Source organism: Methanoregula sp., assembly GCF_049690535.1.
GTDB lineage: Archaea > Halobacteriota > Methanomicrobia > Methanomicrobiales > Methanospirillaceae > Methanoregula.
On sequence record NZ_JBAVMX010000087.1, the window covers coordinates 48190 to 72555 of the forward strand.

The window sequence follows — 24366 nt, forward strand, 5'->3', positions numbered from 1 at the left end:
CCGGGTATGCATCAGTGTCCCGCACATGGACCTTTTTCCTGCATGCCGCTAACAGTCCGTGGAGATTTAGAAAAATGCAAAATCTCCGTACCCCATGAAACGAGGTGAACATTGTGACCCAGAAGATGCTCTCTGAAGCTGAAGGATATGATATTTTACGGAAATATGAGATCCCGGTCCCCGAGTACCAGATCGTGAAAAACGGCGAGGATGCAGCGACCGCGGCCGAGAAGATGGGATGCCCGGTGGTCATGAAGATCATCTCCCCGCAGATTGTCCACAAAAGCGATGCCGGCGGTGTGATGGTCGGGATTGGCAGCAAAAAGGCGGCCCTTGGGGCGTTTACCCGGATCATCGATAACGCAAAGGCCTACAATGCCGAGGCTGAAATCGACGGGGTCATGGTCGAGCAGCAGGCAGAGCCGGGCTTAGAACTGATCATCGGCGGGAGAACGGACCCGGCCTTTGGAAAAGTTATCACGTTCGGGATGGGCGGGACGATGGTCGAGCTCATGAAAGACGTGACCCTGCGCATCCTGCCGGTAACCGAAGAGGAGATCCGGCAGATGATCCACGAGATCAACGCATACCCGCTCATCGCCGGTTACCGGGGATCAAAACCCCGTGATGAGGATACCCTCGTACGGATCATTGGGAATGTCTGCCGTTTCTTTGAAGAGAATGAGCACATTGTTGAATTCGATATCAATCCCTTACGGCTGTATGAATCCGGTGCCTGTGCGGTGGATGCCCGCGTGATTGTTGTGGACACCGTGCAGGAGGTAGAGAAGAAAGAGCGCATCCCGGTACCAATAGAATATTTTACCCCGCGTTCAATCGCGGTGGTCGGTGCCTCGCAGGACTCGTCAAAGATGGGGTACGCGGTCATGCACAACCTCCTGCACTTCCCGGGACAACTCTACCCGGTCAACAACAAGCGCTCCGAGATCCAGGGGCTCAAGGCATATCCCAACATCTCGGCCATCCCGGCACCGGTTGATATGGCTGTCATCACGGTTCCTGCCCTCCATGTACCTGCGGTCGTTGAAGAGTGCGGCGCAAAAGGCGTCCCGATGGTTGTCATCATCAGCGCGGGTTTTAAAGAGATGGGCCCCCAGGGCAAGGCACTTGAGGACCGGGTCGTGGCAATCGCCAAAGGCCACGGCATACGGATCATTGGCCCCAACTGCCTCGGCCTGATCGTGCCTCCCCGCGGCATCGATACCACCTACGTCCGCCAGTCACCAAAGCCGGGCAACATCGCGTTCCTCTCACAGAGCGGGGCCATCATCAACACGGTCGTGGACTGGAGCCTTGCACAGAACATCGGCTTTTCGAACGTCATCTCGGTCGGTAACCAGTGCGACCTCGACTTCCTCGATTACCTCCAGTACGTGGAGAAGGATCCAAAAACAAAAGCGATCATCATGTACATCGAGCAGATCAATGACGGCAAGGCATTCATGGAGGTTGTTTCGAAAGTGGCGCAGTCAAAACCGGTCATCGCGATCAAGTCCGGGTCTTCCCGCCGGGGTTCGGCAGCCGCGTCATCGCACACCGGCTCGCTCTCCGGTTCATATGATGTCTACATGGAAGCATTCCGCAAGTCCGGCGTTATTGCAGTACACACGCTGACCGGCGCATTCCTTGCAGCCCGGATGCTCGCCCACCCGAAGCGTTATCCCAGGGGGAAGCGTGCGGTTGTCATCACGAACGCTGGCGGGTTTGCCGTGCTCTCATCAGATTATTCGGAACGGTACGGTATCGAGATTATCGATCTCCCGAAAGAGGTCATCGAAGAGCTTAACGAGTTCCTCCCCGAGTTCTGGAACAAGGGGAACCCCATCGATCTCCTGGGCGACGCCACAGAAAAACGGTTTGAGAAGACTTTTGACGTCTTAATAAAACACGGGGACCTCTGGGACATGGCCTTTATCGTCGACTTCCCCAACCTTGTGCTCACCTCCGAACAGCTGGCGCGGCAGATTCTCAGGTTCTCCGAAAAAACCGAGAACCGGTTGATCGTGACCATGCTCGGCGGGGACTCGCTGAACGTGGGCCGGGAGATGTTAAAAGAGCACGACATCCCCAGTTTCGATGAACTGGATTACACATTCCGGGTCATGGGCCGCGTGCTCTGGCAGAAATTCCGGGTCAAGGCACCGGGGCTGCTGTAAGAACATCTGCTTTATTTTTTTTTGTTTTTGAGATCCTGTCTGTACCCCCGGTGCTCAAAAGTGTGCCGGGATGATCGCCGTCCCTGCAGCAGGATCAATGACAAAATCCTGGAACTCATTCCCTGTACCGCTGTACCCCATATGAGCCCAAGGTGGGAGGGATTTGCCCCAAATACTTCGTAAAGGGTTCCAGGGTACTGATATGCATCCTTTTTCAGTTCATGCAGGTTTTAACGGTACAAAAACACCCGATTTGTTATTAAAAAAGTATTTGTATATAGGAGGTACTATTTACCGGTAATCAGGAAATGTATGAATCAGCCGCTGAAAATTTATTATATTGAAGATGATAAGCAACTTGCTGATCTCCTGGATGCCCGGTTAAAAAAACTCGGGTACCTTGTCTGCGGACGTGCGGACAATGCGTGCGATGCAATAGATGGTATCAAAACTGGCAAACCGGATATCGCGCTCGTTGATATCGAACTGCACGGGAGAATGGAAGGACTTGCGATCGGCGATTATCTTGTTTCAAATACCGACATCCCGTTTGTCTATATGACCGGTCATGACGATGCCAAGATCATCGAGCAGGCACGGAGGACCATTCCTGATGGATATCTCTTAAAACCGTTCGATGATCGCCAGCTCAAAGTGGCAGTCGAGATGTCGCTTCGGACGGAATCCTCTGACTGAATGGTCCTGCTTGTTTTTTTAAATGTGTCCTGTCCGACAAATAACCGCGGCCATCGATTTTTCTCCCTTTGGAGGACCTGCGGGCACCCTTTATGGGCCGGAGATTTCCTGGAAAAAGAACGATGCGATTGCGAGATTAAAAAAATCCTGAAACGTTGTTGAACTAAAAAAAATCTCGTTTGGCCGGTATGAGAACCGCTTCCTGCTCTGTGCCCGGTGGTATGCCTTGTTGATGATACCGTCATCATTCATGTGAATAACCACGCGTTGTCGTTTCCCTCTCCTTTATTGCCATCGGATTTGATCTTTGGGCGAACCTGAACGTTCAGGATTTTTTATGACCCCCTCCACCCATATGACAAGCTGTTTTTTCTGGACTGGCGGAGACGTTATAGTGACGATAAGGAAGTTCCTGCCATGCCCTCCACTCAGACTCTGAAAAATGCGTCTCTTTTGGCCTGCCTCCTGCTGCTTACCATCGCCATCAGCATACCTGGTGCAGCAGCGATCACTCTTAATCCCGGAAGTTCGGCGACCACGACCACCATATCGCAGGGAGACCCGGTCTATATCGAGGGTATCGCTACCGGCCACCCCCAGGCCGGCCTCCAGATCTGGTTTATCGGGTATAATTTTGCCAAGGTCACGACCGTTCAGGTAAACGAGGACAACACCTACGAATACGAGCTCCAGAAAGCCGAGACTGCAAACCTTGCACCCGGGCAGTACTTTGTGCTGATCCAACACCCGATGATGAATGGCCGGTTCGATGTTGTTTATGACGCATCTTCCGGAAGCGTCGTCAATGTGCAGACCGGTAAAACAATCTATAAGTTCACCGGCAGCGGGAGCCTCCAGAGTACGGATTCCATAACTGCGCTGATGAATGCGATCGGGAGCCAGAATATTGACGACACCTTTGCCACCGTCACGTTTTATGTCAGCCAGCCGACCGTGACCATCAACCCCATCAGCGACAAACAGACCGGAGATACGTTTACCATCAACGGGACGACCAGCCTCGCCGCCGGTGACGAACTCATGGTCGAGATCACGTCATCATCCTATATCCCGACTTCAAAAACACAGCCATCAGGTTTTTCCGGTGCAAGCAGTACGGTGAACGTGGTGGCCGGTAGCAACGGTGTAAATACCTGGTCCTTTGATGTGGATACTTCCAGTTTTACCCCGGACGAGTACATCGTGAAAGTCTCCGGAGTCCTGCAGGATGTCACGACATCAACCACATTTAATGTAGTGTGCAACAGTACCGGTGATACCTGTAGTCTCCCTGCGCTGACATCCACGGTTGCCACCACAGCTCCGGCAGTCACCAATACCGCCGCAACAACGACCACGATCCCGGACACCACCGTTTCAGTGCCCTCGACCAGTATCCCGGTGACAACACAACGCTCGCCCGTACCGGTGGCATTGTGCCTCGGCAGCATCGCAGCAGTTCTTCTGGTCCGCAGGTTTGCATAAAAAAAGTGGGCTGATCACCAGCCCAGATAGAGTGTTTTTGACTGGGTATAACTGTCAAGCGCCTTAAAACCGTTCTCCCGGCCAATCCCGCTCTCGTTTGTACCCCCGAATGGAACTTCAGGGGGAACGGTCAGGTGACGGTTCACCCAGATGATCCCGGCATTCACTTCACGGAATACCTGTTTTACCGTGGAGAGATCTTTTGTCCAGACCGATGCGCCAAGGCCGTACTTTGAGTGGTTTGCTTCCCGGATTGCAGCACCGAGATCCGGCACGGTCATCACCGGCAGAACCGGCCCAAACACCTCGTTTCTGAGAAGAGCTGCATCGGGTGCGACATCCGTGATCAGGGTCGGCTTAAAGAAAAAACCCTTTTCGAATCCGGGTCCCGTGAGTGGACAACCCCCGGTCCGGATCGTCCCTTCTTCCCGCCCGGTCGTTTCACTGACCACCGAACTGATCCTCCCGAGTTGTTCTGCGCTGTTGAGCGGCCCCATATCTGTGCCCGGCAGGAGTCCGTTTCCGATCGTGAGACCTTCGACTTTTGCCGTGAGCAGGCTTATAAACTCCTCTGCGATCTTCTCGTGCAGGTACAGCCGTTTGACTGCGGTGCAGATCTGGCCGGCGTTGTAGAACCGGCCCCGGAGTGCCCCTTCAACAGCATTTGGGATATCGGCATCGGCCATCACGATCATCGGATCAGATCCACCCAGTTCCAGCGTCAGCGTCCTGATATGGTCCTGTGCCATCTCCCGTATCCGGCGGCCGGTCGCACAGTCCCCGGTAAATGATATTTTCTTCACCCGGGGATGTTGTACCAAGGCTGTCCCCGTGGTATCTCCCGGCCCGGTCACGACATTGAGCACACCCGCCGGCAGGCCTGCTTCCTGCAACAGCCCGGCTATCGTAAGGTTTGTCAGGGGGGTCGAGGATGACGGTTTGAGGACAAGGGTATTACCCGCGAGCAGCGCAGGACCCACCTTCCATCCCATGATGATCACCGGCATGTTCCAGGGGATGATTGCCGCACAGACCCCGAGCGGGACCCGGGTCACAAGGCAGTCACCGGCTTTACCAAGGCTGATTGCCTCCCCGTCAGGCTGTCCGGCTATGGACGCATAATATTCAAGAATATTTGCGCAGCCCCTGACTTCGTCAGTCGATTCCCGGATCGGTTTTCCCTGTTCCCGGGTCAGGAGCCGGGCAAGATCCTTATGATCCCGCCGGATCAGTTCCGCTGCACGGCAGAGGATGAGTCCGCGGTCCCGTGTGGTCTTTTGTGACCATGCGCCAAACGCCGCGTCTGCCGCTTCAACGGCTGCGTTCACGTCCTCTTTTGATCCCCGGGGAACTTTATCGATATATTCCCCGGTTGCCGGGTTGTTAACCTCGATCCATGTTTCATCGGCGGCCATTGCTGCCGTTCCGTTAATGAGCATGTCCATAAAACCGATCCCCTGTCTGATCTTTTCTGCCTCTCTTGAACTGTCCGCAAGCCGGCTATAAAATGGCAGCGGTAGGTTTTTTTTATGAATTATTCAGGGGATTGCAGGCCGGGGGTATCCTGATCTCGATATTATCGGATGACAGGCTCCGTATCCTGCCGGTTTGTGTGGTACAATAAGCACCGGACCGGTCAAGATGGGCCCTGAACTCCGGGCTTTTAACGAGCGAAATAAGGGTCACGATCCGGGGATCGTTCAGCATCTCCCGGCGCATCACCAGTTCATACTGCTCCTCTGCAACCGGCAAAAACAGAAGGTCGTGTGATTCTGCAAGTCCCTTTGAACAAATGCCGGCATCAGCCTGTCCGGCCCGGATCGCTGCTGCCACAGCCCCCGGTGTTGCCACTTCATTGTCATAACCCCGGATCCGGGAGGGAGTAAGATTATGGGACGAAAGCAATGCATCAAAAAGGATCCGTGCCGGGGTATCTTTGCGGGAATTGATCCAGCAGACTTCATCCAGCGCATCCGGGGAGATTTCCTTTACCGAAGCTATTCCCTGCTCCTGTGAGGCAATATTGACAAAGACAAGATCCATCGATGTGAGATACGGCTGGATGAACCGGCAGTCCTGCATCAGGGAGAACGCCGGGAGGCTCATCGGTGCTGCGTGACAGGAATTCCGTTTGAGGGAAAGGATGGCACCGGTGTTACCGGCACTTCCGGTATGGATAAAGAGCCCCTGGTCGTGAGCGATGTTTCCCAGTTCTTCAAGGATCGGGTCGATGGCGCCTGAAAAGATAAGGGTCCGCTCGATATTTGCCGGATCGGTCGTAAGGAAAACTTCCAGGTCATGCTCCGCATCGTAGCCTTCAACCGGTGCCGGGATATGGGTATAGCCGTTTGACCTGACCGTGGACATCTGTACCACCGTCCCCCGGGACCGGGCCATGCCCCAGTACCGGGTCCCGATCCTGCCAACAGAGACCGGGACAAACTCATCAAAGCCAAGATCTGAACTTAAGGGGGTCGCAAGTTTTACGTTGACCGAATATTTCGGGACCGGCGCAAGTCCCCAGTATTCCAGGAGGGGAACGACGAATTCGCGAAGGACGGTCTGGGCGGCAAGCGGGTAACCCGGAAGCCCGATGACCGGTTTACCCCTGATCTTCCCGAGCATCATCGGTTTACCTGGCTTGACTGCGACACCGTGAAAGAGCAGTTCCCCGACTGCCCCGATAGCCCCCGCCGTATAATCGCGTGTTCCGGCCGAAGATCCCGCCGAAATAATGACAAGATCGTTCTCCTGTGCCGCCGTACGGAGCGCTTCCTGTATGAGGTCAGGATCGTCGCGCACGATAGACTGGCGGGTACAGTGTGCTCCCATCGCTTCGAGAAGTACCTGCGCCATGACCGTGTTACTTTCCACGACCTGCCCGGGTGCCGGCCGTACCCCGAGAGGGACAAGTTCGCTTCCTGTGGGGATGATCCCGATATGAGCAGTTCTGGCATTCAGATCGGCGATCCCGAAGGTTGCAAGGGCGCCGATATCAAAGGCCCGTACCTGGTGCCCTGTCGGGAGGACGAGCCGGCCTTCCCGGATATCTTCGCCGGCCGGGCGCACGTGCTGCCACGGGGCGGCGGCTTTCCGGATCTGGAATGTATCCTCTGCCTCCCAGGTATCTTCGATCATGATCACGGCATCGAACTGCGGGGGAACAATATTCCCGGTATTGACTCGGGCAAACTCCTTGAGGGTAACCGGCGTCTGGTCGGAAGCACCGATCGTATCCCGGCTTTTTACGGCAATCCCGTCCATGGCCGAAATGTTGACTTCAGGAACGGAATAGTGTGCATAGACCGGGGTGGCGATGACCCGGCCGAGCGATCGGGTAACAGACACGCACTCTGTCCGCCCCGGAACGGCAAAAGAGGTCTTGAGAATGTGCAGGGCCTCGTCAAACGTAATGAGTGAGAGATAGCGTTTCACCATGCTGCATCACCGGGATGTATTTTTGTCTGCCAACAGAGTGCGGGTGAAGTCATGGGTATCAGTCACAATGAAAACCGGGGATGTTCATTCCCCGACTGGTAGTCAGGTAACGTATCCCGGTAATCATCAATAAATGATTCGATTGTAGTATAGCAGCAGAACTAAAAAAACAGCAACCGGATTTTTGGCCGCAGATACATCAGATTATTCTCCTGCACCCGGAGGAGGCTGCCGCACCAGCAACCGCCTGTGCCACAGCCCGGGTCACGGCCTTGTTAAGGATACTGGGCAGGATATGCCGGCGGTGAGGTTTTTTGACACACCCGGCAATGGCATGGGCGGCGGCGATCTTCATCTCATCGGAGATACGGGTGGCACAGGCATCGAGCGCCCCCCGGAATATGCCCGGGAATGCGAGCACGTTGTTGATCTGGTTCGGGAAATCACTTCTTCCGGTCCCGACCACTGCGGCTCCTGCATCAGTTGCTGCGTCCGGCCAGATCTCCGGCACAGGGTTTGCCATGGCAAAGACAATAGGATCCCGGTTCATCGACCGGATCATGTCCTGCGTAATAATGCCCGGTGCCGAGACACCGATAACAACATCCGCGCCTTCCATCGCATCGGCAAGCGAACCGGTCCGGCCCGCGTGATTGGTCTCTTCGCTTAAGATGAACTTGTACTTGTTCTGGTAGAGACCCTCACGCCTTCGGTGGATAATACCCTGTGTGTCGCAGACTGTGATCTCGTGAACCATCGTGCAGACGAGCGGGTCGTACCCGATGCATTTGAGGAGCCGGGTGATGGAATACCCTGCCGCCCCTGCACCGCAGACCACGATGTTGAGATCTTCGTAGTTCCGCCCGGTGACCCGGCAGGCATTCAGGAGCGCCGCGAGCACGACCACCGCGGTGCCGTGCTGGTCGTCGTGCATGACCGGTATCCCGATGTCCTGCAGGGCGTCCTCGACCTCGAAACATTTCGGGGCTGCGATATCTTCAAGGTTAATTCCCCCGAAGACCGGTGCAATATTCCTGACCTGATCGACAAAGTCGGTCTCATAATTCTCAAAACAGATAGGGAATGCATCGATGCCGGCAAACTCCTTGAAGAGGATCGCCTTTCCCTCCATCACTGGGATCGCTGCATATCCACCAATATTCCCGAGACCAAGGACAGCTGACCCGTCAGTTACGATCGCAATGGTATTGGCCTTGAGGGTGTAGCGGTACGCCAGGTTTGGATCCTGCGCAATCCTGCGACACACTTCAGCCACGCCGGGTGTGTAGGCCCGGGAGAGATCGTACCGGTTCCTGAGCGGGACCTTGGAACGAATCTCCAGTTTCCCGCGGTGTCGAGCGTGGAGTGCGAGAGACTCCCGGTAGATCTCATCGCTGCCGGTGGTGACCTGCATATCCCTCTCCTTATACGAGATGAGAGCAGCGAAAGGTAATGAACCTTGCCCCGGGGCAGGCTGCTGGTTTTGTAAATCCTCTAATGTTTGCGGGCAGACAATGGGTACCGTGGTTCATCGGTTCTGCATTACCGATACCGGTGCCTGATACAATACCGGACACCGGAACGTTATTTCCTGACCAGTTTCGTTGCGATCTCTGCAACGTACCGTCCCTGGTACCGGGCCCCGGCAAGTTCCTGTTCGGTCGGCCACCGCTTCCCGTCATTGCCGGCAATTGTCGAGGCACCGTACGGGGAGCACCCCATGACCTGATCGGTACGGGTCTGCTCGGCAAACGCGTACGGCAGGCCGGCAATAATCATGCCGTGGTGGAGAAGCGTGGTATGGACGCTTAAGATCGTTGACTCCTGTCCCCCGTGCTGGGTGCCCGAACTCGTAAAGACACTCCCCACTTTGCCGACAAGTGCCCCCGCTTTCCAGATGCCTCCCGTCGCATCGAAGAACTGGCGCATCTGGCCGCACATGTTCCCAAAACGTGTCGGTGTTCCGAAAATAATTGCGTCAAATTCTGTCATTTCACGGGGGGTACAGATCGGTATTTTTGAAAATTCCTTCTGGAACTCTACTGCCCCGGTCTTTTCGAGCACGTCTGCGGGCAGCGTTTCAGGAACGCGCCTGATCACGACTTCTGCCCCGGGTACACTGCGTGCACCTTGCGCCTCAGCTTCCGCCATGCGGTGGATATGGCCAAACTGCGAATAATAGAGAATAAGCAGCCTCATGAAGTATCTCCCTAAACTACGGTTGCACTCCCGGGATTAAAGAGTACGGATTGCGGAGAACGACTATACCTATATTTCCCCTCCTGATATGAGGGACCAGGGAACTATACGCACATGACGGATGCCTGGACCTGCCATTCCCTTAAAGTTACATTTTAATACATCGATGGACAAAATTATACATTAAGGTATGATCAATCCGCCTTTCCCGGCGGGACTGGCAACACGGTCTCGTGCTCTTCCGGATACCTTAATGCAGATTACTGGTGTGATATTGTCATGAAGTCAAAAGATATTGCGATTGTCGGAATTCTCCTTGCTGTCGGTGCGATCCTGCGGTATTTCCTTGCGATGCTCCATACACCGCTTACGCCCAACATGATCATTGCGTTCTACTGCCTTGCAATCATCCTTATCCAGCCGAAAGTCTACGAGGCACTGGGTATCGGTATCGTTGCCGGCCTCTTATCGATGCTGATATCAAGTTCGATGTTTCCCCCGGCAAACCTCATCAGCGAACCGCTGGGCGCACTCGTCTGCTTCGGGCTCTATGCGCTCCTGAAATCCCGGACAAAACTTGCCGCGACAGCCACCACGTTTATTGCAACGCTCGTAAGTGGTTTCTCGTTTGCTGCGATCGCAATACTCTGCGTCGGCGCGACCATCCTTTCCAAGTATAACGGCAACCTCGGTGCATTTGTCATCATCTTTGTCCCGATCGTCGTCATAACTGCGGTATTTAATGCGATTATCGTCCAGATCCTCTACATCCCCTCAAGCAGGGTGCTCGTACGAGGACAGGAATGATCGATCTTAAAGACGTCAGTTATACCTATCCCCATACGGTGCAGGAAGCGCTGCACTGTTTATCCCTCGTGCTGGAACCGGGCCGCTGCATTATGGTGACCGGCCCCTCCGGTGCCGGGAAAACCACGCTCTGTCTTGCAGCGTGCGGTATTCTCTGTCACGAGTACGGTGGGAGGAAAGCGGGCCTTGTGACGATCAACGGCAGGAATGTTGCGGATTATTCCGGGCTTTCCGAGATCGCAAAAAATATCGGGATTGTCTTTGACGATGCCGAGGCGCAGATGATCTTCACGACCGTTGAAGAGGAGATCCTCTCCGCACTTGAGTACCGTGGCCTCTCTTGTGAAGAGATCGAAAAGCGCCTCGCCACAATCATGGAGGTCACGTACCTGACGGCTCTCAGGGACCGCTCCCCGCACAATCTTTCCGGTGGACAGAAGCAGCGTGTCGCTCTTGCGGCGACCCTTGCGCTCGGAAACGATGTCCTGATCCTTGATGAGCCCACCTCGGAACTCGACGAACACGCGACACGGCGGATCGTTGAGATTTTATCCGGCCTCAAGGGCCAGGGGAAGACCATCCTCCTTGTCGAACACAAGTACGCGCATTTCCGGGATATGGTCGATACCCTCGTCGTGATGGAACACGGCGAGATCTCGGCTGTCGGCGCACCGGAGGATGTACTCAGGGACGAGCGAATCAGAAAGATCGTTATCCCGGATTTTGCCGGCATCAAAACCCGTGCACCTCTCCCGGAACCGACTCAATCAAAACGTGCTGCCGCGACACCGGCAATCGAAGTCCGGCACCTCTCGTACTCGTACGATGAAGTCCCGGCGCTGCATGATGTCTGTATCAGGGTGAACGCCGGTGAATTTGTCGCAGTTGTCGGTGAGAATGGTTCCGGGAAGACGACGCTTGTCAAACAGTTTAACCGGCTGCTCACGCCGACTACCGGCGATGTCGAAATACTGGGCAGAAACACCCGGGACTGCACGATTACCGATCTCGCCCATGATGTGGGCCTTGTCTTCCAGAACCCGGATCACATGTTCTTTGCTGATACGGTACGGGACGAGATTGCGTTTGGCCTTGAAAATCTGGGAATAAAAAATACCGACGCAGTGATCGATGCGGCGCTTGACGAGGTCGGGCTTCTGCATACAAAAACCCTATTCCCCCGCTGGCTCTCCCGGGGCGAACGCCAGAGGCTTGCCATTGCCTGCGTGGTCGCCATGCAGCCACCCGTTATCGTCCTTGACGAACCGACAACCGGCCTTGACGGGGATGAGGCCCGGCTCGTCATGGAGATCCTCAAAAAACTCCAGGTACAGGGACACACGATCGTTGTCATCACTCATAACCGGGACATCGCACAGTACTGCGCAGACCGTATGATCACCATGGAGCAGGGCCGCGTCATTTCTGACGCGAGGACATAAGGGAGAGCACCATGGCTGAGATCCTCCAGTACGTTCACAAGGACGGGTTTTTCCACCGGCTCCACCCGTTTTCCAAGATCCTCTTTATCATCATCGTGGGCGTGATGTGCGTTCTTGCAACGGGCATCCCGTTCCTTATCCTCATGGTCGCTTTCCTGCTCATCCTCGCGTACGCGAGTCATCTCCACCGCGAAGTGATCCAGCAGCTCAGGCTGGTCCTTGTCATGAGCGTCGTGTTCGTTATCATCACGGTGCTCACGATGCCAAACGGCGCCACGATTGGGTACATGGTCCCGCAGGGTGTGCCGGCGATCGGCGGCTCCATTCCTATAACCGTGGGAGCGATTGGGATCGGTCTTGTCCTCGCGCTCCGGTTCATGGTGCTGATCTTCGCGTTCCAGCTCTTTCTTATCTCGACCCAGCCCCGTGACCTTGTGCACGCGATGGAAAAACTGCACATGCCCATCGATTATATCCTGATGTTTATCATCGCGCTCCGGTTTATCCCGACCCTCCAGATCGAGGGCCAGAGGATCCACGAGGCCCAGCTCGCCCGGGGTTACAACCCGGGGACCGGGATGATCGGGAAGATCAAAAGTGTCTCGCCCATCGTCATCCCGCTTGTCTCAAATGCGCTCCTGCGCTCGAACGTGCTCGGCCTCACGATCGATATGCGGGGATACCGCACGGGAATTCGGACACAGGTACGCGAGCGCAGGCTCGGCCCTGGGGATTACGCAATGATGAGCGGTCTTTTGGTCACCATCGTAGGTTTTGTCATCATTGCCATCTTCGCATCAGGCCTAATCTTCTGATGTAAAATTCCTTTTTTACCCGACTACAAATACGCGGGAAAAACGTGAACAACTGAATGCTTCCCTGGCTGTTGCTGTCAGGAAAACATATCAAAAACGCTTAAGCGCCTCGGCCGGGATTCGAACCCGGGTCAAAAGCTCCGGAGGCTTCTAGGATGTCCACTACCCTACCGAGGCAAATTTTACCTTACTTAATCTTGTGTGCATCCATATAAATGCAAAGGATCGTCGGGGGTTACAGGTTTTTTACCTGGTACAGGTGCCAGATCTTGCAGGCACCCTCATGACTCACCATGCAGGGCCCGACCGGTGTCCGGGGCGTGCAGACTTTCCCGAAGAGCTTGCAGTCGGTCGGCTGGGCAATGCCGCGCAGCACCTTGTCGCAGATGCAGGCCGAGTGCTTGCTCACCTTCTTGTAGACAAGGCCGAACTTCTTCTGCGCGTCGTACTGTTCGAACTCCTTTTTCAACCGGAGGCCGGACTGCGGGATGACCGGGAAACCCCGCCACTCCACATCGCAGGGTTCAAAGACCTCGTACATGATCTTCTTTGCCTTGACGTTTCCTTCCCGGGTTACCACTCTTGGGTATGCATTGTCTACCCGGTGCTTTCCTTCCTTGATCTGTTCGACCAGCATGAGAAGACCCAGCAGGATATCCTCGGCCTCGAAACCGGCGACAACCTGCGGCACGGGGAATTGCTCGTACTCTTCATACCCCATAATTGCACAAACATGTCCCGGAAGAACAAAACCGTCCAGGTTTGCCTCGCCCTGTTCGAGCAGCCACTTCATCGCAGGAGGGACGATCCGGTGGCAGGAGAGGATGGAGAAGTTTTTCGGGGGATTGGTGAGGATGGACGCAGCAACGGTCGGAGCGGTCGTCTCAAAACCGACCGAGATAAAGACGACTTCCTTATCGGTCTTTTCCGCGATCTCGACTGCCTTGTGGATGCCCTGCACGATCCGCACGTCCCCGCCGCAGGACTCTAAAGAGCCTTTCGAGCCGGGCACCCGCAGGAGGTCGCCATAGGTTGCGATAATACAGTCCTTCTCCACGAGATCGAGTGCGGCATCGATCTCACCCTGCGGCGTGATGCAGACCGGGCAGCCGGGGCCCATGACGATTTTGAGCTGCGGGGGCAGGATGCTCCGCAGGCCTGTACGGGCGATTGACGCCTCATGGGTTCCGCAGATGTGCATAAAAGTCATATCCCGGTCCACTAGTCCGCGGAGTGTCTCTGCAATCTCGTTTCCCGTCGGCATGTTTATCTTATACTTATTTACTGCCCTGTGACATAAGTATACGTATATGGCTGATAACCTGCTCTTTGCCATCCTGACCATTATCGCAGGTCTTGTAGTGGCAGGAATTGCGCGGATCATTGTACGGTGGCTGGAGAAATTTGCCGAGACCACCGAGACAAAATGGGATGATATTATTGTCGCCGCGATCGGTACGCCGGTGCAGGTGGGCATTGTAGCGATCTCTGTTTATATCGCCCTGAAATCGTTTGACGTAGTACCGGCCCAGTATGCCTGGCTCCTCTCCGCGAAGGTGTTAAACTCGATCTATATCCTTATCGGGACATGGATCGCATCGTCGCTCCTGCACGATATTGTCCGGATTTATGGTCGCGCCCTTGCCGAGAAGACTGAGGGAGATACCGATGACCGTATCGTCGACCTCTTGGAACTGGCAGTGCGCTACATAGTCTGGTTTGCCGGGATCATGCTGATCCTTGTCAATCTCGAGATCAACATCACTCCCTTCCTCGCTGGTGCGGGTATCGCCGGCCTGGCCCTTGCACTCGCCGCCCAGGACCTGATCTCAAATTTCTTCGGCGGCGCTATCATAACGGTCGACAAGCCCTTCAAGATTGGCGACCGGATCGAAGTAGATTCCCATTACGGGGATGTCATGAGTATCGGGACCCGGAGCACCAGGATCAGGACAATCGATGGGAAGATTGTCACGCTCCCCAATAACAAGATCACCTCCAGCAGCGTTACCAATTACTCGGAACCGGACCCGAAAATACGCTATGCAATCCCCGTTACCGTCGCGTACGGGAGTGATATCGCCCGGGTAAAAGCGGTGCTCTTTGAAATCGTGCAGGATGCAATAAAAAACACGGAGTATCTGGCCGATGAGCCGGCGCCCAAGATTTTCTTCCAGGAGTTCGGGGATTCGAGCCTGAAGTTTGTGATCTATGTCTGGGCAAAGGCCTACAATATCCCGGACGAAGTTAAAGATGCCATCAATGTCCGGATCGCTGCGCGGTTCGCGGCGGAAGGTATCGAGATCCCCTTCCCGCAGCTCGAAGTCAGGATGAAACAATAATCCTCTTTTTCCCGGATCTTTTTTACAGGGTCGGGGTGTATTCCCTGTCAAAGATCCAGACCGAGCTGCCGCCGTCCGATGGCTGCGGTTTACGTGGTCACCCGGCGCAGCACTACTGGCTGCACGACAACAATACGGGCGGGGACTCGCACCGGGCGGCGGTCTGGGGGCACGATTGATTTCGGGCCGGTGATGGGGGCGGCAAAAAACGCGGCGTTTCTCCCGTGACCGAAGTGGTGGATTTCGATGGGGCGGTTAAGCGCCTGCACCGTTTTAAAAAAGTCCTGTAACCGGTATCCTTCTTCTGCGAGCGAACCCGGATGGTCTGTATTTTGCGGGAAAAATCCGAATGTTTCCGCAATATTTTATAAGGTAAACCTACAATGTATCTAGGCAATCTGCCTAAGTGACTCAGCCCGGTAGAGTACCTCCTTGGTAAGGAGGAAGTCGCGAGTTCGAATCTCGCCTTAGGCTTGCATTAAAAATATTCAATATTTTAGCCTTTTTTTGCTGATTTTGAGTTATTTTTTTGTCCGTTCTATGGCAACACTGCCCGAATCGGAAAAAGATGCAGATGGATTAGAATATTATTCCATTACTGCATCCGATGACCCTAAATAAAAAAAGTTATGACTGGATTCCAAAAAGACTCTTGAACATCCCGATAATCTGATCCAATATCCCGTTTGGTTGGTTCATTTTCGAATTTGTTGTGGTGGATGTTGTAGTGGTAGTTGCAGCGGGTGCCTGAAGGGAATCTGATATGACAGCGGTCTTGGTAACCTGAGAACCTGTGACAACCATTCCTGTTTTATCAACTTCATACGTGTTCAGCATGGTCTTTGAAGAGGTTGTATTCACCACAGGAGTTTTTCCCGTTAATGTGACACTCATCACTTCGCTGCCATGTCCCTGGTATGACAATATGATACCGCTCAAATCAAGCGTCTGATTATAGAAACCCGGTGTCACGGCCGACCCGCCATCACTCGTCGTAATCGTGTATGACCATGTCGGATTCACCAGATCAGTGGTCATTACAAGATCGCTGCCAGAAGGGAATGTTGCCTCAGATGTGTTTGCCGGGAATTCGACCGTGAATGAAACTTTTACCGGTGTATTCTGGGCCAATGATCCGGACGGGGCAATCGTGTAACTGTCAACATTCCATGCTGATACAAACGGAACACACACTGCCAGAAAAACGGTTGCAAGAATAACCAGTTTTGTTAATTTTTTCATCGTTAAACTCCCACGAAAAAAGGAAGAAACATCCTTCGTATTCCCTAATTTCTTAACTCTGCGATTAATAAAATTGTCTGTGACTCTTAAATCACTTAAAAATTCAGACGGGTCAGAAAAAATATGCAAAAGATAGTTTTATTTTCGCCAGCAGTTCCTGGAAAATTGTGTGGACTGTTCCCGGTTCCCGATTGTACAAATCGAAATATCCACTGAGAAAGATCCCGGTTCACAGTTTCTTTTTCAGTTCCTCTGCATAGAGTTTGAGGAACCAGCCGTTCATGCTGTACGACAGGTTAAGGGAATGATAAAAATAGTTCAGCAGTTTTTCCCTGACTGCATCTGATCTGACCCTGTTGATCTTATCATATTCATCGTATAACCGGAGCAGCGTGTCCCGGGGAAGCGTCCGGATCCGTCTCTCAAAATACCGGATCTGCAGGTCTGTCATAAAATCGTCATTTCCGGATTTTTTTATGTAGTCTGCAAAAACCGGTTTCGTCTTCTGGATAAAACGTCCACGGAGCTCGTTCATCTTCGAACGGCTGATAAACAGGATCCTGATCTTTTTCTGTATTTTTGTGACGAGGGAAAAGTCCTGCAACTGGTTTTCAATAAAATCGGTATATTCCTGTTGTTCTTCCCGAGATAGCATACCCGGTATTGTGAGCCGGGTCCCAAAAAATTATCGAATCTTCTTTTTTTTTAGTAAATCCCAAAAATCCTGCAATGGTCGCCCGGGCCGGACTCAGGTTTCCCCGGCCGGCCCCGGATCTGCGCCGGTCCCGCTCTCCCCAGACAGGCTCCCGACTCCCATCAGCGTGTTGATCCAGCGGAGTTCATCGCTGAACTGGAAGAGGGTCATGAGCATCAGCGTAAAGGGAACGGCAAAGAGCATACCGGTAAGCCCGAGTAACCATCCCCAGAAAATAACCGAGAGGATGACAACAAGAGCCGGTATCTCGAATTTCCGTGCCGCAAGCCAGGAAAAGACCGGGTTCTCCACGATCAGGTTGAGGATGCAGACAAGCACGATCACCGCAACCGCCCCCCAGATCCCGAACTGGAGCCAGGCAAAGAAGATGGCGGGGATCGCCGCGATGACAAGGCCGAAGTACGGGATGTAACCAAGGATAAAGGTCAGTACTCCCCAGAGGATCGCAGCATGCACGCCCATGATGGCGAGCACCCCGCCAAAGAGCAGGCCGTGGACGAGGTTGGTCTCGGTGCGGACGACAATAAAATCGATCACAAAGCCGCTCATACGGGAGAGCTGATATAGTTTTTCCGGCTCGCCGTGCAGCATCAATTCTACTCTCTCAATCAGTCGTGGTGCTTCAAGCAGCATGAAAAACGTCGTCACGGCGACAAAAAAGATATCCATCAGTGCCCCGCCGAGATTCAGGAGCGACGAGAGCAGGGCCGGGATAATGTTCCCGAGGTCCGGCGTGGCAGATAAGAATTGTCCGGCGCCAAAACCGTGAGCGCCGAGGAACGCGGTGATATCCCCGAGCCGTAACGCAAGGTCGTCCTGGTACTGCGGCATGTCGGCGATGATCATATTAAACGAAGAGATGGTCAGGACCACAATCAGGGCGATACACAGCGCGGCGATGACCGTCACGACACCGACGGCGGCGGGTGCCGGGAGGCCTTTTGTGCGCAGCCAGCGGGTTGCCGGGTAGAGAAGAAGCGCGAGGATCAGCGCGACGAGGACAATGGTTATGATCGACCCGGCCGTTTTGATGCCAAGGATAATGACCACAACAAGGGCAAGGCAGAGCAGGATATGCTCGGTGCGTGACAGGGTCGCGGGAAAGGTCATTGTGCTGGTATCTGTCGGCAGATCATACAAAGATTCCCTTTTCCCTGGGAGAATATGCCTGCTGCCAAAAAAGGGGGATCAGAACCCCGGCTGCTCGCGGCTCTCCCATTTCGCAAAGCCGAGCCGGGCAAAAAAGACCGCAGGGATCAGGAGGAGAACTGCACCGAGAGCGGCAAATGGTGCGGCAAATGCGACCGCGGAGAGGACGATAAGTGCAACCCCGGTCAGGGCAAGGTACGTAACCATGACCCTGACATCGTACACAAGCACGCTCGGCGAGAGGCCGGTCAGCCAGACCGTGATCCCGAGGCTGTAGAACGAGACCGAGAGGCAGAGCACGACCGCCGGTACAAGGTAGACGGCCTGCCCGGAGAGCACAGCGACTGCCGCAATGAAGATCGCCGGGATGATCTGGAGGACGGAAAAACTCACGATCTTGCTTTTAATGAGGGTGCGGACGCTGACCGGCAGGCAGGCATAGGCCCCGAACGTGTCAAACATCGTGATCCATGTGTACATGGTCGAGGCGATCACGCCGGTAACAAGAGCAAACTCAAGGAGCACGCCGTAGGCGGGCAGGTATCCTGAGAGGAGCGAAAGGAAGAACCAGATCACGATCAGCGGTATCAGGAATGAGAAAAGGATCTGGCCGATCATGCCGCCGCTTCGGTACATGTCAATAAGATCCTTTGCTGCAAGGGGCGGACTCGGAAAGATCGAGAGTTTTTTTGCGAGCGGCACAAGCAGGCTCCTGTGATGTTTCGTTGCATCGGAGGATTCGGGAGAGAAGAGCCAGATAGAGACGCAGAAAAGGAAGGCAATGGCTGCACAGGAGAGGACAAGGCCGGTCCATGAGAATGCAAGGAACAGGTGCAGCGGCGGGTAGAACCGGGCCGGGTTCTGCCCGGTAATCAGGGCAAGTGCCCCGGCTGCCACGGCAAGGATGACGAGGACCGCCGCGAGCGCAGGTTTCGAGCGCGAATAGACTGATGAGAGGAAAAAGACGGCACAGAGCCCGGATAAAAACGAGAGCGTGAGCGTGAGCGCAAGGAGCAGCGGCAGGGTGACCGGGACGCCGATAAAGGGCGAGGCGAGCAGAAAGCCGAGCGCGAGCGGGAGCACCCAGAGGACAAAGTAGTAGAGCGTGTCCTTGACGACAAAATTTGCAAAGATGAACCGTTCGGAGAGCGGCAGGCTCCGTGCGGAATAGGAGAGCAGGCTCGCCTGCCCGAACCGACGGTTCATCACTTCGGTGCCAAGGAGGCCGAACGCCCCAACCATGAAGCCGAGCATCATGTAGTTCGCATGGAGGATGAGCGAGAGTTCCCCGGCCGGCAGCGCCTGGCGCATGAGCGGCAGAAGAAACGAGCCCATGAATGCGATCCAGAAGATGAGGATCGGAAAGAGCGCAAAGGAGAGGCTCCCGAACATCGTCGAATGGACCCGCCATTCTTCCTTTACCATCGCAATGAAAAGATCAAACATGGCTGCCACTCTTCACGAGCGAAAGGAAGAATTCGTCAAGGTGCCGGTGCTCGGCCGTAAGATTGGCGACGGGCCCGGCATGGAGGATGTTTCCCTTGTGCAGGATCGCAAACCCCGAGCAAATCTCCTCGGCGACTTCGAGGATATGGGTCGAGAGGAAGATCGTGTTTCCGGCTTTGACGTAATCCCTGAGGTAGTCCTTGACAAGGTGCTGCATGATCGGGTCGAAATTGATGAGCGGTTCGTCGATCAGGGCAAGTTCCGGCTTGTGGACGAAGGCCTGCGCAAACATCAGTTTCTGCCTGGTGCCTCTGGAGAGGTCCTTGCAGAGCACGTCTTTTTTGTCGGCAAAGTCGAGGAAGTCAAACCACCATGCGGCCCGCTCATCGATATCGGGGATCTTCCGGATCGCGCCCACGAACTGCAGGTACTCCGATGCCGTAAGAAAACTCGGAGGCGTCTCCTGCTCGGGGATGATCCCGACACGCTCCCGGACATGAACCGGTTCTTTCTGCACGTCAATCCCAAGCACCGTTGCCGTGCCGGCAGTCGGCCGGATCTGCCCGGTCAGCATCTTTATCATCGTTGACTTACCGGAGCCGTTTGGGCCTAAGAGGCCGTAAAGCGCCCCTTTCTCCACCGACAGGCTCACATGGTTGACCGCTGTCAGGTCTCCATACACTTTCGTGAGGCCCTGGGCCTCAATGACGTTTTCGCTCATCTGTTTCCTCCGGATACTTCCTGTTCCATAGTCATCTGCTCCTTTTCTTTGTCGTTGTTTGTGTGTGTGTCCCCTCGCAGGACTCTCCGTCCGGGTGTGCTGCGATGCCGTTCCAGATAAATAACAGTCCCTGCCGGGCAAGGATCTCCCGCTCTCCGGGATCCGGGGATTCCATGATCCGGGCTGTAAGCCCGGAGAGCGACGAGGCGAGCACCGAACAGAGAAGCCAGGTGTCGCACTCCCTGAGGGTCCCTTCCCGTACCCCGTCTCTTACCAGTTGTTCTAAAAAGAGGAAATGCGACATCCCCTCTTCATGGGCGGTCGTGGAGACAAAGGGGGAATGGGCAAACTGTTCCATGAACCGGAACTCGTCCGGGTGGGTGATCGCCCACGCGAGCGCATTCTTCCCGACTTTACGGATCTTCGCCTTGACAGTCGGCTCCCGGTCGACCCCTTCGCGCAGCGCAGCGGCAGCCAGGCTCTTGATCTGCCGGTAGAGGGTGTCGATCAGTTCCTCTTTTGTTTTGAAATAAAAAAAGAGCGTACCAGTCGCGACTCCTGCCTCCCGGGAGATCATCGCAGTCGGCGTGCCGTAGAACCCCCGCCCGGTAAAGAGCGCAAGTGCGGTTTTGAGGATCGCGTCCCGTTTGTCGGTTGCCTCAACGCTGCTCACAGCAGGGCCTCCAGCTGATCGCAGGTAAACGGCCCGCCGTGGCCAGTGTAGATAATTGATGGTTTCCGGTCAAGGATCGTGCGGATGCTCGTTTTTACCGTTTCCGTGTCCTCGGCAAAGACCGGGAGCCGGGGTTTGTGTGCCGGGAACATCCCCATGACAAGGTCACCGATGATAACCTCGCCGGTTGCCAGCTGCACCGAGAGCGATCCCCGGGTATGGCCCGGGGTCGGGACGACCTCGCCATCGATCCCGAACGCATCGAGCCGGTACGGGGCATCGACCCGGATCACCGGTTTTACCGCGAGATCCGGGGCCGGGGCATGTTTCCCGATCATAAGGCGCATGACCTTTCCCATAAACGAAGCCGGCACCGCCGGGAGGCTTTCCCCGCGGGAAAGGGCATCAGCCTCTGTGGCACTGGCAAGCACCGGTGCGCCGGTCGCCCCGGCAAGGGCGGCAACGCTCCCGAAATGATCGGTGTGAACGTGCGTGATGATGATGAGTGCAAGGTCCCAGGGCTTGTATCCCTCTTCCTGCAGGACGGCAAGGATCTTCGGGGTGTTCCCCGGGAGGCCCGTGTCGACAAGGATCGGCCGGGTTCCCCGGATAAGAAACGCGTTTGCGTGGCCGAGCGGGATCGGGCGAACGAGAGCATTCTGGGGAGCCGCGTCAGTCATGGGACTTCTCTCCTGAAAAGAGGGCGCGGACTTTTGCTGCCGTGTTCATGCACCACAGGCCTCCCTTGAGCACCGGCACAGCGATACGCATCCCGCCCTCCATATCGGCTTTCACGTCCTTCATGAGCTGCGGGATCGGCAGGTGCTGGGGGCAGGCCTTCGCGCACTTCCCGCACTGCCGGCAGAGCCCGGCATACGAGACATCGCCGATGAGGCCCCCGTGCCGTCCGAAATAGTGGAACTTTGCGCTCCGGTCTTTCGGGAAGAGGTGGCGGGCGTTGTAGAGCGAGAAACAGCCGGGGATATCGACCCCGGCCGGGCAGGGCATGCAGTACCCGCACCCGGTGCACCCGACCTTCATGAGCCGGCGGTACGTGTCTCTGGCCCGGCCGATACGGTCGCGGTCGTCCGGGGTAAGCGACTGCGGGAGCGCGGAGCCGGCGACCCGGATGTTCTCATCGATGTGGGCCTCGTCATTCATGCCTGAGAGAACGACGGTCACCTCCGGGTGGTCCCAGACCCAGCGGAGCCCCCACTCGGCAGCCGACCGTTTCTCCGGTGCTTCGTCCCAGATCTTCTGAATCTCAGCCGGTACCGGCCCGGCAAGGTTCCCGCCCCGCAGCGGTTCCATGACCATCACGGCGAGGTTTTTTCCTGCTGCATACCGGAGCCCTTCAGTCCCGGCCTGGTTGTTCTCGTCAAGGAAATTGTACTGGATCTGGCAGAACTGCCAGTCGTACGTATCGACAATCTCCTTAAACGCCGCAAGAGTGCCGTGGAACGAGAACCCGGCGTTTTTGATCTTCCCCTCGCGTTTTGCTCGGTCAAGGAACGCGAGCACGCCGAGTTTTTCCAGTTTCTCCCAGCTCTCTTTACCCATGCTGTGGAGCAGGTAGTAGTCGATGTGATCGGTCTGTAAGGTCACGAGCTGCCGGGAGAGGATCCGGTCCATGTCACTCGCGGTGCGGACTTCCCAGTGCGGGAGCTTGGTTGCGATCCGCACTTTTTCCCGGTAGCCGTTAAGAAGCGCCCGTCCGAGAATCTGTTCGCTCTTGCCGAAATGGTAGGCAGGAGCCGTGTCAAAATAATTGGCACCCGAATCGATCGCGTGGCGGATCTGCTGTATCGTCCGCTCTTCATCGATGCCTCGCTTCTTTGACGGAAAACGCATGCACCCGAAGCCGAGGATGGAGAGCCGGTCGCCGGTCTTTGGAACGGTACGGTAGAGCACAGGAACACCTTGTTTGTACGTAAATTGACTGGTCAGTCAGTACGTGGGACGGGCATACTATTTAACCTGTGCGAAACGCCATCCAGACTCATTTTGCATATAAAAAACGCCCGTAAACTCGTCCGATTGGGGGTGGTAAAAATCGGACGCCGCATATCTTTTTATTTGTCAAAATACGCCAGAATTGAGCCCCATATAATGCCTTTTGGCGGGCCATATTCGCGTTCTGGCAGCGGTCATTTTCACCATCTACCGGAAACCCATCCGGGCTAGGGATCGGGCCTCAAAAACGCAATACGTGAACGTTTTATTTTGTCCGATTAACAAAATAAGGCTGATTTGGGGTTATTTTAAATCGGAGCCCGATACGGGCTTATTTTTGGGTGAGGGTAAGGTAATCGGAGGCCGAATTGGGCCCGGATTAGGGTGGGTGGGGATCACCTCCATGTACCGGGCCTGATGGGGGTACCCCCTCCCCGGCAGACCCGGACAAAGCCGGTTATTTTCCGGAATTCCCCGCTCGTGATCCAATCATTTTTTGAAAAGACCGGTAACTCTGGTGAACTTTTTTAGAAAAGTCCGGAAACCTTGCCGGACTTTTTTGTAAAAGTTGGATAACCTTGCCGGGTTTTTTCCGAAAAGTCCGGCAAAGTCCCTTGGTGGATCAGGTGTAGGAAGGTGTGTTCTGGCCCCTCATTTTTTCCAAAAAGACCGGGAACGTTGCCGGATAATTTTTAAAAAGTCCGGTAACTTTGGTAAACATTTTTAGAAAAATCCGGAAACCTTGCCGGACTTTTTTGTAAAAATTGGATAAACTTGTTGAATTTTTTTGGAAAGTCCGGCAATGTTGGTGAGCATTTTCCGGAATTGTCACCAGCCTTTGTAAACTTTTTATAAAATGTCCGTGACGAATGCGGCAATGTGATGCGGAAAAGTTGGGGATAAATTGGGGAACGCGATGGAGAATGAAGAAAAAGAATGCATCAAGTGATATCAGAAACGCTGTAGAATATGATGGGTTGCAAAAAGCGAGATACCTATAACCCACAGAAAAAGTGCGAGGGATGGGATTCGAACCCAAGAACTCCTACGAGACTAGGCCCTCAAC

General features: G+C 54.8%; 21 protein-coding genes and 2 tRNA genes. 9 read left to right on the forward strand and 14 right to left on the reverse strand.

All coding sequences use genetic code 11. The features are described 5' to 3' along the window. The first annotated feature begins 113 nt into the window (after window positions 1-113). The 3 genes from WCE46_RS06480 (at window position 114) to WCE46_RS06490 (ending at window position 4358) form a co-directional block, all read left to right on the forward strand. The gene (locus tag WCE46_RS06480) at window positions 114-2177 is read left to right on the forward strand and encodes an acetate--CoA ligase family protein (RefSeq protein ID WP_424732886.1); all 2064 of its coding nucleotides are present in this window, start codon (window positions 114-116) and stop codon (window positions 2175-2177) included. 312 nt (window positions 2178-2489) lie between these two features. Continuing rightward, on the forward strand, window positions 2490-2873 hold the full coding sequence (locus WCE46_RS06485) for a response regulator (protein WP_424732887.1): 384 nt from the start codon (window positions 2490-2492) through the stop codon (window positions 2871-2873). Between the two features lie 417 nt (window positions 2874-3290). After that, window positions 3291-4358: a hypothetical protein gene (locus WCE46_RS06490; protein WP_424732888.1), complete on the forward strand. Its 1068-nt coding sequence runs from the start codon at window positions 3291-3293 to the stop codon at window positions 4356-4358. A 14-nt stretch (window positions 4359-4372) separates the two neighbouring features. On the opposite strand, the gene WCE46_RS06495 is transcribed toward WCE46_RS06490, so the two are convergent. From WCE46_RS06495 to wrbA, 4 genes are all read right to left on the reverse strand, one after another. Continuing rightward, on the reverse strand, window positions 4373-5803 hold the full coding sequence (locus WCE46_RS06495) for an aldehyde dehydrogenase family protein (RefSeq protein ID WP_424732889.1): 1431 nt from the start codon (window positions 5801-5803) through the stop codon (window positions 4373-4375). An 82-nt stretch (window positions 5804-5885) separates the two neighbouring features. Beyond that, window positions 5886-7796, reverse strand: a complete 1911-nt coding sequence (locus WCE46_RS06500; RefSeq protein ID WP_424732890.1) for a molybdopterin biosynthesis protein — start codon at window positions 7794-7796, stop codon at window positions 5886-5888. Window positions 7797-7995: 199 nt separating this feature from the next. After that, entirely contained in the window at window positions 7996-9210 is a 1215-nt protein-coding gene (locus WCE46_RS06505; protein WP_424732891.1) for an NAD(P)-dependent malic enzyme, read from the reverse strand. Between the two features lie 170 nt (window positions 9211-9380). After that, window positions 9381-9995, reverse strand: coding sequence for an NAD(P)H:quinone oxidoreductase (gene wrbA, locus WCE46_RS06510; RefSeq protein ID WP_424732892.1), 615 nt, complete (start codon window positions 9993-9995; stop codon window positions 9381-9383). Between the two features lie 279 nt (window positions 9996-10274). Between wrbA and WCE46_RS06515 the strand changes: the two genes are divergently transcribed. From WCE46_RS06515 to WCE46_RS06525, 3 genes are read left to right on the forward strand one after another with little or no spacing between them, the layout of a single operon-like run. After that, window positions 10275-10802 carry a tryptophan transporter gene (locus tag WCE46_RS06515; RefSeq protein ID WP_424732893.1) on the forward strand — a complete coding sequence of 176 codons (528 nt, stop codon included), beginning with the start codon at window positions 10275-10277 and terminating at the stop codon, window positions 10800-10802. Beyond that, window positions 10799-12244 carry an ABC transporter ATP-binding protein gene (locus WCE46_RS06520; RefSeq protein ID WP_424732894.1) on the forward strand — a complete coding sequence of 482 codons (1446 nt, stop codon included), beginning with the start codon at window positions 10799-10801 and terminating at the stop codon, window positions 12242-12244. Before WCE46_RS06515 ends, WCE46_RS06520 begins: the two co-directional genes overlap by 4 nt. Before the next feature lie 11 nt (window positions 12245-12255). After that, on the forward strand, window positions 12256-13059 hold the full coding sequence (locus tag WCE46_RS06525) for an energy-coupling factor transporter transmembrane component T family protein (RefSeq protein ID WP_424732895.1): 804 nt from the start codon (window positions 12256-12258) through the stop codon (window positions 13057-13059). 105 nt (window positions 13060-13164) lie between these two features. On the opposite strand, the gene WCE46_RS06530 is transcribed toward WCE46_RS06525, so the two are convergent. Together WCE46_RS06530 and hypD are read right to left on the reverse strand one after the other, a co-directional pair. Then, window positions 13165-13236: transfer RNA gene (locus WCE46_RS06530), tRNA-Arg, on the reverse strand. 58 nt (window positions 13237-13294) lie between these two features. After that, the gene (hypD, locus tag WCE46_RS06535; protein WP_424732896.1) at window positions 13295-14323 is read right to left on the reverse strand and encodes a hydrogenase formation protein HypD; all 1029 of its coding nucleotides are present in this window, start codon (window positions 14321-14323) and stop codon (window positions 13295-13297) included. 46 nt (window positions 14324-14369) lie between these two features. Between hypD and WCE46_RS06540 the strand changes: the two genes are divergently transcribed. The 3 genes from WCE46_RS06540 (at window position 14370) to WCE46_RS06550 (ending at window position 15875) form a co-directional block, all read left to right on the forward strand. Continuing rightward, window positions 14370-15401, forward strand: coding sequence for a mechanosensitive ion channel family protein (locus WCE46_RS06540; protein ID WP_424732898.1), 1032 nt, complete (start codon window positions 14370-14372; stop codon window positions 15399-15401). A gap of 35 nt (window positions 15402-15436) precedes the next feature. Beyond that, complete coding sequence (locus tag WCE46_RS06545; RefSeq protein WP_424732899.1) at window positions 15437-15580, forward strand: hypothetical protein; 144 nt, start codon at window positions 15437-15439, stop codon at window positions 15578-15580. A 221-nt stretch (window positions 15581-15801) separates the two neighbouring features. Beyond that, window positions 15802-15875: transfer RNA gene (locus WCE46_RS06550), tRNA-Thr, on the forward strand. Between the two features lie 153 nt (window positions 15876-16028). On the opposite strand, the gene WCE46_RS06555 is transcribed toward WCE46_RS06550, so the two are convergent. The 8 genes from WCE46_RS06555 to WCE46_RS06590 all read right to left on the reverse strand — a co-directional run bounded on the left by WCE46_RS06555 (window position 16029) and on the right by WCE46_RS06590 (window position 23258). Then, a complete protein-coding gene (locus WCE46_RS06555; protein ID WP_424732900.1) occupies window positions 16029-16643 on the reverse strand; it encodes a hypothetical protein in 615 nt (204 codons plus the stop codon). A 229-nt stretch (window positions 16644-16872) separates the two neighbouring features. After that, window positions 16873-17298, reverse strand: coding sequence for a hypothetical protein (locus tag WCE46_RS06560; RefSeq protein WP_424732901.1), 426 nt, complete (start codon window positions 17296-17298; stop codon window positions 16873-16875). Between the two features lie 93 nt (window positions 17299-17391). Beyond that, window positions 17392-18468, reverse strand: a complete 1077-nt coding sequence (locus tag WCE46_RS06565; protein ID WP_424732902.1) for an AI-2E family transporter — start codon at window positions 18466-18468, stop codon at window positions 17392-17394. 78 nt (window positions 18469-18546) lie between these two features. Further along, window positions 18547-19953 carry a hypothetical protein gene (locus WCE46_RS06570; protein WP_424732903.1) on the reverse strand — a complete coding sequence of 469 codons (1407 nt, stop codon included), beginning with the start codon at window positions 19951-19953 and terminating at the stop codon, window positions 18547-18549. Further along, on the reverse strand, window positions 19946-20674 hold the full coding sequence (locus tag WCE46_RS06575) for an ABC transporter ATP-binding protein (RefSeq protein WP_424732904.1): 729 nt from the start codon (window positions 20672-20674) through the stop codon (window positions 19946-19948). Before WCE46_RS06575 ends, WCE46_RS06570 begins: the two co-directional genes overlap by 8 nt. A gap of 31 nt (window positions 20675-20705) precedes the next feature. Further along, window positions 20706-21347: a TetR/AcrR family transcriptional regulator gene (locus WCE46_RS06580; RefSeq protein ID WP_424732905.1), complete on the reverse strand. Its 642-nt coding sequence runs from the start codon at window positions 21345-21347 to the stop codon at window positions 20706-20708. Then, entirely contained in the window at window positions 21344-22027 is a 684-nt protein-coding gene (locus WCE46_RS06585) for an MBL fold metallo-hydrolase (protein ID WP_424732906.1), read from the reverse strand. The genes WCE46_RS06580 and WCE46_RS06585 overlap by 4 nt, the downstream gene beginning before the upstream one ends. After that, window positions 22020-23258, reverse strand: coding sequence for an aldo/keto reductase (locus WCE46_RS06590; protein WP_424732907.1), 1239 nt, complete (start codon window positions 23256-23258; stop codon window positions 22020-22022). Before WCE46_RS06590 ends, WCE46_RS06585 begins: the two co-directional genes overlap by 8 nt. Window positions 23259-24366: the final 1108 nt, after the last annotated feature.

Bases quoted from the DNA above. Each gene is read 5' to 3' on its own strand.
- WCE46_RS06495 (WP_424732889.1), bottom strand. From the start codon at position 5,803: ATGGACATGCTCATTAACGGAACGGCAGCAATGGCCGCCGATGAAACA.
- WCE46_RS06560 (WP_424732901.1), bottom strand. From the start codon at position 17,298: ATGCTATCTCGGGAAGAACAACAGGAATATACCGATTTTATTGAAAAC.
- WCE46_RS06570 (WP_424732903.1), bottom strand. From the start codon at position 19,953: ATGTTTGATCTTTTCATTGCGATGGTAAAGGAAGAATGGCGGGTCCAT.
- WCE46_RS06525 (WP_424732895.1), top strand. From the start codon at position 12,256: ATGGCTGAGATCCTCCAGTACGTTCACAAGGACGGGTTTTTCCACCGG.
- WCE46_RS06565 (WP_424732902.1), bottom strand. From the start codon at position 18,468: ATGACCTTTCCCGCGACCCTGTCACGCACCGAGCATATCCTGCTCTGC.
- WCE46_RS06505 (WP_424732891.1), bottom strand. From the start codon at position 9,210: ATGCAGGTCACCACCGGCAGCGATGAGATCTACCGGGAGTCTCTCGCA.
- WCE46_RS06585 (WP_424732906.1), bottom strand. From the start codon at position 22,027: ATGACTGACGCGGCTCCCCAGAATGCTCTCGTTCGCCCGATCCCGCTC.
- WCE46_RS06500 (WP_424732890.1), bottom strand. From the start codon at position 7,796: ATGGTGAAACGCTATCTCTCACTCATTACGTTTGACGAGGCCCTGCAC.
- hypD (WP_424732896.1), bottom strand. From the start codon at position 14,323: ATGCCGACGGGAAACGAGATTGCAGAGACACTCCGCGGACTAGTGGAC.
- wrbA (WP_424732892.1), bottom strand. From the start codon at position 9,995: ATGAGGCTGCTTATTCTCTATTATTCGCAGTTTGGCCATATCCACCGC.
- WCE46_RS06540 (WP_424732898.1), top strand. From the start codon at position 14,370: ATGGCTGATAACCTGCTCTTTGCCATCCTGACCATTATCGCAGGTCTT.
- WCE46_RS06485 (WP_424732887.1), top strand. From the start codon at position 2,490: ATGAATCAGCCGCTGAAAATTTATTATATTGAAGATGATAAGCAACTT.
- WCE46_RS06575 (WP_424732904.1), bottom strand. From the start codon at position 20,674: ATGAGCGAAAACGTCATTGAGGCCCAGGGCCTCACGAAAGTGTATGGA.
- WCE46_RS06555 (WP_424732900.1), bottom strand. From the start codon at position 16,643: ATGAAAAAATTAACAAAACTGGTTATTCTTGCAACCGTTTTTCTGGCA.
- WCE46_RS06490 (WP_424732888.1), top strand. From the start codon at position 3,291: ATGCCCTCCACTCAGACTCTGAAAAATGCGTCTCTTTTGGCCTGCCTC.
- WCE46_RS06515 (WP_424732893.1), top strand. From the start codon at position 10,275: ATGAAGTCAAAAGATATTGCGATTGTCGGAATTCTCCTTGCTGTCGGT.
- WCE46_RS06520 (WP_424732894.1), top strand. From the start codon at position 10,799: ATGATCGATCTTAAAGACGTCAGTTATACCTATCCCCATACGGTGCAG.